The organism is Phyllobacterium sp. (genome assembly GCF_037994405.1).
Lineage (GTDB): Bacteria > Pseudomonadota > Alphaproteobacteria > Rhizobiales > Rhizobiaceae > Phyllobacterium.
In genome coordinates this window covers 1-6,978 of record NZ_JBBNAN010000351.1, presented here as the reverse complement: position 1 = coordinate 6,978, position 6,978 = coordinate 1, and the positions used below count along the sequence as shown (strand labels likewise).

General features: G+C 56.9%; 5 protein-coding genes, 1 tRNA gene and 1 pseudogene. 1 reads left to right on the top strand and 6 read right to left on the bottom strand.

What is annotated here, in order from left to right; translation table 11 throughout:
- The 6 genes and pseudogenes from AAAC48_RS19470 to phaC all read right to left on the bottom strand — a co-directional run.
- A pseudogene (locus tag AAAC48_RS19470) lies at positions 1-298 on the bottom strand (hypothetical protein); the annotation flags it as partial.
- A 12-nt stretch (positions 299-310) separates the two neighbouring features.
- Positions 311-1,141, bottom strand: a complete 831-nt coding sequence (gene map / locus AAAC48_RS19465; RefSeq protein WP_340655768.1) for a type I methionyl aminopeptidase — start codon at positions 1,139-1,141, stop codon at positions 311-313.
- Between the two features lie 18 nt (positions 1,142-1,159).
- Positions 1,160-1,861 (bottom strand): DNA/RNA nuclease SfsA, encoded by a 702-nt coding sequence (gene sfsA, locus AAAC48_RS19460; protein WP_340655767.1) that lies wholly within the window; start codon positions 1,859-1,861, stop codon positions 1,160-1,162.
- Between the two features lie 625 nt (positions 1,862-2,486).
- A tRNA-Glu gene (locus tag AAAC48_RS19455) sits at positions 2,487-2,561 on the bottom strand.
- A gap of 151 nt (positions 2,562-2,712) precedes the next feature.
- Positions 2,713-4,035: a YcbK family protein gene (locus tag AAAC48_RS19450; RefSeq protein ID WP_340655766.1), complete on the bottom strand. Its 1,323-nt coding sequence runs from the start codon at positions 4,033-4,035 to the stop codon at positions 2,713-2,715.
- A gap of 258 nt (positions 4,036-4,293) precedes the next feature.
- On the bottom strand, positions 4,294-6,114 hold the full coding sequence (gene phaC, locus AAAC48_RS19445; RefSeq protein WP_340655765.1) for a class I poly(R)-hydroxyalkanoic acid synthase: 1,821 nt from the start codon (positions 6,112-6,114) through the stop codon (positions 4,294-4,296).
- Between the two features lie 120 nt (positions 6,115-6,234).
- Between phaC and AAAC48_RS19440 the strand changes: the two genes are divergently transcribed.
- The gene (locus AAAC48_RS19440) at positions 6,235-6,579 is read left to right on the top strand and encodes a hypothetical protein (protein WP_340655764.1); all 345 of its coding nucleotides are present in this window, start codon (positions 6,235-6,237) and stop codon (positions 6,577-6,579) included.
- Positions 6,580-6,978: the final 399 nt, after the last annotated feature.

Genomic DNA, 6,978 nt, shown 5'->3' with positions numbered 1-6,978 from the left:
AGCGAGCCAAAGCTTGCAATTAACGCCTTGGCGAGAGGCTTTGTGTCGCCCTGGCGATTGAACGATAGAGGAGCATCTCGAGCATTTCATAGTCGGCAAAGCCTTCATGACCGACTTTCTGAAATCGCTCCTTCATGCGTTCGCGGTGACCATGATAGTGCGGTGGTTCCCCCGGCTGATCAGACTTCTGCTCCGCGTTGCGCGATGCACTATCGGCCCCAACGGCTGGTTGTTTGGGGGAGAGTTTTGCGGAGGGCTCGTTGAGGAAGAAAGTCTGTTCCGGCTTTTCTTCGCTCATTGAGCTTCCGTCCTATTCGAGTTTCAGGCCCGGCGCGAACAGGCCAGCCGGCGACAGGGTGAAGACTTCACAGCCATCCTTGGTGACGCCAACTGTGTGCTCATATTGCGCGGTCAACGAACGATCACGGGTAACGGCTGTCCAGCCGTCTGCTAGCACCTTCACATGGGGGCGACCGAGATTGATCATCGGCTCGATCGTAAAGATCATGCCTTCGCGTAACTCGACGCCTTCGTTCGGCGTGCCGTAGTGCAGAATGTTCGGCGCGTCGTGGAAAAGCTGTCCAACGCCATGGCCGCAGAAATCGCGCACGACCGAGCAGCGTTCCGATTCCGCATAGGACTGGATTGCCGCGCCAATGGCACCGGTACGAGCGCCCGGACGCACGGCCGCGATGCCGCGCATGAGGCTTTCATGTGTGACTTCCATCAGCCGCTCGGCCGCGCGCTTGATTTCGCCGACCGGATACATGCGGCTTGAATCGCCATGCCAGCCGTCGAGGATATAGGTCACGTCGACATTGACAATATCGCCTTCGCGCAGCGGCTTGTCATCGGGAATACCGTGGCAAACCACGTGGTTGATCGAGGTGCAGCTGGACTTGGTGTAGCCACGATAATTCAGTGTTGCGGGCAGGGCACCGTGATCCGCACCGAACTCATAGACAAAACGGTCGATCGTGTTGGTCGTCACGCCTGGACCGACAATCGATACAAGCTCATCGAGGCAACGCGCGGTCAGCTGGCAGGCCTTGCGCATGGCCTCAAACCCTTCCGGGCCGTGAAGCCTGATCTGCCCGGTGTTTTTAAGAGGCGCACTCTGCGCGTCGAGATAGGTAACCATTGTGCTGTCCGCTTGGCGTCAATCGATAATCGGCATCATGCTGATCGCAGCGATGCCTGTTGGCGTGATGTGGCATTTTACTGCGTAAGCTTCAACCCCGCGCCGCGTTGCCCGTTCAAAAGCAGCAGCATAGACCGGATCGAGATCGCCGCATATTCTTAACCGGTCGCAGTCTGCGCGCTGGATGACGTAGAGCATGACACCACGATGGCCACTTTCAACCATGTTGCCAAGCTCGTCCAGATGTTTTGCGCCGCGTGCGGTTGGAGAATCGGGAAATTCAGCAAGTCCGGCCTTGCGCGAGAAATGCACGTTCTTGACCTCGACATAGGCACTCGGCCGATCCGGACTACGCAGCAGAATATCAATACGGGAATTGATGCCGTATTTCTGCTCACGCTTCAGTTCAGAATAACCGCTCAGCGAGGGCAGGAGCCCAGCGACGATCGCTTCCTCCGCTATGCGATTGGGCAGGCCCGTATTAATGCCGACGATCGTGCCTTCCACCTCGACCATCTGCAATGTGTGCGGGTATTTGCGTTTGGTATCCGCGGAAAGCGATAACCACACCCTGATGCCTGGATCAGTCAGGCCCAGCATCGAGCCGGTATTGGGAACCGAGCTGGTGATTGGATTGCCATCATCAAGAATGATATCGGCCAGAAAGCGCTTGTAACGCTGGACCAGCCTGCCTGTGACAAGGGGAGATGCGAAGATCATGCAAACGATTTAGCCGAGCTGCGGTGAGAGAACAATCAATGACGTCACAGCCGATCAAAAGACTCGCTGCCCCATAAAAAAACCTGCCTCTAAAAGGCAGGTTAGTTTGCTCTGGGGTGGGAGAATCGGGCCCGGGTGGAGGTTGAACCGAACCCTGCTACCGCAAACATGAGTCGTGGCAGTGATTTATGATAGGTCAGCTCATGATTTCGGTCTCATAACTTTGTCTAACAGACGGTGACAAAGCTTGAAAAGACTGGACTGTTCTAATCTCCAACTCTGTCACATTCTATATGGCGGGACGAAACTCATCAGGAGGAGACATGATGAACCTCAAGTTTTTCCTACCGTTGTTTGCAGTTGCTGCCCTCACTTTGGCGGCCTGTGATAACAAGCCGGCCGAAGGTACGGCGACACCACCTGCAACGACCTCTGAGCCAGCAAAACCCGCCCCCGCACCAGCCACACCGGCTCCGGAGCCAGCAAAACCGGCGCCAGCCAACTAGGCTCGGCAACAGAATACACAAACGGCCGGCTCATTCAGGGCTGGCCGTTTTTCTTTGCAAACGTGCACATGCCGAGTGAACTAGCTTCAATAAGCTTCTGATTTTCCGGGAAGATAACCTGGTACGCCCAAGGGGAATCGAACCCCTGTTTGCGCCGTGAAAGGGCGCCGTCCTAACCGCTAGACGATGGGCGCCGCTCGGTTAAGCGGCTTATAGTGAAACAGTTTTTGCGCCGCAACCCCATAAAGCATTCTTTTTTCGAAAAAATGAAATTTGTTCAACGCGCGGTTCAGATGGACACAGATTCTGTTTGCCGGGACCGCGATTTCGCGGACCGGTTCAGGCTCATCCGCGGGAGCAGCGCCAGTTCCAGTCGCGCTGGGGACCGATATCGACATGCACTGATTCGGTGTGACAATAAGTGCCAACACCACCACGGCCTGGCATCGAGCGGGCAAAATTAGCCAATTCCCACTTGGAGATCCCGGGAACTTGAATGTCCGCCGCAGCACAAGACATATGCAAAGAGGCCTTCGCGCCATTGACCAACCGATTGTATGGCGGGCTGCGGTAGCCGGAGGTGACAATCACCGATTTTCCATACCGGCGTTCGATGGTCTTGAGGATGCCGACGAGCTGCGGCTTGAGACAGGCAACCTGAACGCTTTCGCGCTGCACCTTGAGGCCGTTCGGTGCAAGACGCGCAAGGCCGGCTGCCGAAGCCAGAATCACTGGAGCTGCCGCAGCTTCGACGTCGTCATCGGCGTAAAGGCTGTCACGCGACATGATCTGGATGCCGGCATTGGGCCGCACACCCGGCAGGGACGACAAATGTTCTGTCTTGCCTGCAAACGATTCGGCAGAAGGCAGTGCCGAGGCGGTCTGGACCGGGGTCTCGACGGCTCGAAGCTGGGGCTGCGATTTCGGCTGGATGATCGCGACCTGGCGATTCGCGGCGGGCTTTGCCTGGTTGTTGGCGAAAAGCCGCACGAGAAGACCGCTGTCCTTGTTGGGCGGCGGCGTGGTGGCCGATTTGTTCTCCGGTGCCGCGGCGTGTTCAGGACTGGCGGCTGCCGTTTTGGCGGCGTCCTTGCCGGTCTCTTCGTCGGCAGGCTTCTTGGCCTGTTGTGCTTCCGTCGTTTGCGGGGCTGGTTCTGCTCTCGGGGAGCTTCCGAACAATGATGTTCTTGCCGGTGGCGCGGCTGCGGTGGCTGCACTCGCGACCTGCTGGCCTTCTTCGGTCTTGGCCGGAGTGCTGGAACCAAACAGGGACGTCTTGACCGGAGGTTTCACCTCGGCGGGCGCCGTTGCGTTGGATGTCTGTGGTGTTTCGGCCGCGGGCGATGTCGTCGCGGCGGCAGTTGTCTGGGCCGCCTTGGTGTCAGTCGGTTTGGTCGCTTGCTTGACAGCCAGCAAGGCATTCGTCTCGGAACCGCCCGCCAGCGCCAATGCTTCGGGCGCAACGGTTGCGTTACCGCCCGAGGGCAGGGACGAGCCGGCAGTCTGTTTCGCATCGCCGGTTGGGGTGGTTTCAGGAGTGACTACCAAAGCGGAAGTAACGCTGGGGCTGGATCCGGTGGAAGTGCAAGAGGTTGCAGTCATGGCCGAAAGCACAATGACACATGCAACCGTACTCGCCCGGAGGGCCGAAACTGAAGCTGGCAGCATGTTCAACGATTCCCCCGTCTCGTCTTTTCCGGCCCTTGTAGATGTTCAGTCCGGTCCGCTTTTGAAAGAGCAGAAAGCTCGCGAAGTTCTATTGAAGTGCAAATAACACCGGCAGAGAGTCGCCAGAGTTAATGAACTTTTGTCGCCTGCACAAGGCTTCAAGTATAGGTAGAATGAGGCGAAAACGTGATTGGCCACTTTCTTGCCATTGTCGTTAAGTGTTCTTAACGACATTCGACTGCCTCAAATCAACTGGTTTTATACACGCACGCGCACATAGGTCCCGGGTGCGTCCCCAAGAATCTCCATATGATTCTCACCTGGCCGGCGCGGAGGAACGCGCCTCCTGTCCTGCGATTCGATCCATTTTTCCCAATGGTTCCACCAGGAACCGGGGTGTTCGGCCGCCTTGGTCAGCCATTCATCGAACGGCCCGACCGGCGCGCCGCCAGTCCAGTACTGGTATTTGTTCTTGGCGGGAGGATTAACGACCCCGGCGATATGACCGGATCCGGCAAGGACATAGGTCACATTGCCGCCGAAATATTGGCAGCCGGTAAAGACAGACAGCGCCGGGGCAATGTGATCTTCCTTCGCGGCAAGATTATAGATCGGAATCTTGATGTCACCGAGAGACAGGTTCTCGCCTGCAAGTTTCATCGTCCCGCGCACCAGATTGTTGTCGAGGTAGCAATTGCGCAGGTAGTAGGAATGATTCGCGGCACTCATGCGTGTTGCGTCGGCATTCCAGTAGAGCAGGTCGAAAGGCACCGGCTCACGGCCGCGCATGTAATTGTTGACGACGTAGGGCCAGATGAGGTCGCCTGAGCGCAGCATGTTGAAGGCGGTCGCCATACGTGTGCCGTCGAGATAGCCTTCCGCAGACATGGCGTTTTCCAGCGCCCTGATCTGATCTTCGTCGACAAAGACCTTCAAATCGCCGGCATGGGTGAAATCCACCTGGGTGGTGAACAAAGTGGCGCTTTTGATCCGGTCCTCGCCTTCCTTGGCGAATAGCGCCAGCGCCGCGCTCAAGAGCGTACCGCCCACGCAATAGCCGATCGCATTCACGGCCTTTTCACCCGTGGCTTTTTCAATTGTATCAAGTCCGAAGCGCAGGCCTTCGTTGATATAGGCCGTCCAGTCTTTCGTCGCGTGACGCTGGTCGGGATTAACCCATGAGATCACGAAGACCGTATGACCGCGGTCGACAGCCCATCTGATAAAGGATTTTTCCTGATTGAGATCGAGAATATAGAATTTGTTGATCCATGGCGGGCAAATCAGGAGAGGGCGCTTCAGTACGTCCTTTGTCGTCGGCTCATACTGGATGATTTCCGCCACATCGCTGCGTGCGATCACCTTGCCCGGCGTCGTTGCCACATTCTCGCCAAGGGCAAACTTGGTAAGGTCCGACTGACGCAATCGCAGGTCGCCTCCGCCGGCAGCAATGTCTTCGGCAAGCATCTTCATGCCGCGGACCAGATTCTCGCCATTGCTGGCGACGGTTTCCTTGTAGAGCTCCGGGTTGGTCAGCAAGAAATTGCTCGGCGATACGGCCGTTGTGATCTGCTTGACATAGAATGCCGCCTTGTGCCGCGTATGGTCGTCCAGGCCCTCGGTGCTTTCGACAAGTTCGCCTGCCCATCGCGCCGTCACCAGATAGGCCTGCTTGAGAAAATCGAAGAAGGCGTTCTTGCCCCAATCCTCATCGGTGAAGCGTTTGTCGCCCTTTTCAGGCGTCACGACATCTTCGACATCTTCACCACCCATGCGGCGGATCGAGTTGGACCAGATGGTCATATAGCTGGCAAACAGCTTCGTCTGCGCTTCAAGTGCGCGAGCCGGTTCGGAAAGCCAGTATTCGGTTACTTTGGAGAGTGTTTTCACCACGTCGGTGACGGGATCGGCGAGCGTATCGCGCTTCAGGCCCTTTTCTCGTGGCTCAACCCAGGCGGAAGCGGCCTTGCCGGCCTGCTCGATCATATGGGCGACATTGCGCGCAAAGGCTTCCGGATCCTTGACGACATAATTATCAAGGTTTGGGGTCTTGCCGCTCTTGCCGCCTTGATTATCCATATAGTCGTTTCCTCTCCGCGATGCGCAATATTGACATCATATCATAAATTGGTGCTATCCCTCTAACGTGCAATTCTTATCACCATGATGAATATCGTTTTTTTGCAGTCAGGACACACGATGAACATTCCGGTCAAAAACATCATGCGCTTGTCGGTTGGCGCCGTTCTGATTGCGGGCCTGGCGGCCTGCGCCAATACGCCTCCCACACCGATGTCGAACTCGCCGTTGACCGGTCCGGTCAACACCGGGACATATCCGCATTTCACGCCCGATCCGAAGGGCGAAACCACGCAGTTCACGCCGGAAGAAAAACAGGCGCTGCTTGATCGGACCAATGCGGCGAAGAAGGGCCAGGCCGGTCCCTCGGCGGATCCTGCGGTCTCAGCGCGCCGGCAAGCGGAGATGCTGCTGCTCAAGAAGCAGCAGGAAGAAGACCTCAAGGCCATTGAGGGTAAACTGTAAGCTGACAATCGCCCGCGCAGCGCCTTGAGGGTTCAAAAATTCGCGCTGCTTAATCTCCCCCCTTGAGGGGGGCGAAGGCGGGCGAGACCCGTGGCTCGCCCCGGTAGGATCTTCTTGGGTTTAGCGCAGCCAAATCCTTAGAAAAATCCAAGAAAGGAGATTTGCCCCTGGAACATATCCCCTCACTTGCGATTTCTAGTGCCGAGCAAGAGCTAAGATGCTGAAATCGCTTTGTCTCCCTCAAAGGGGAGAGATCATCGGCATCGGCTGTGTCCACAAAATCCCGCCAACTGATCCAACACCTCCAAACCTCGTTTATCCTAACCGCGTCCTTGTCCTATGGGAACTGCTTCCGGAGCCATTCGAACTGGGGAGAGGATCGGCGCTTCGATGACCGCC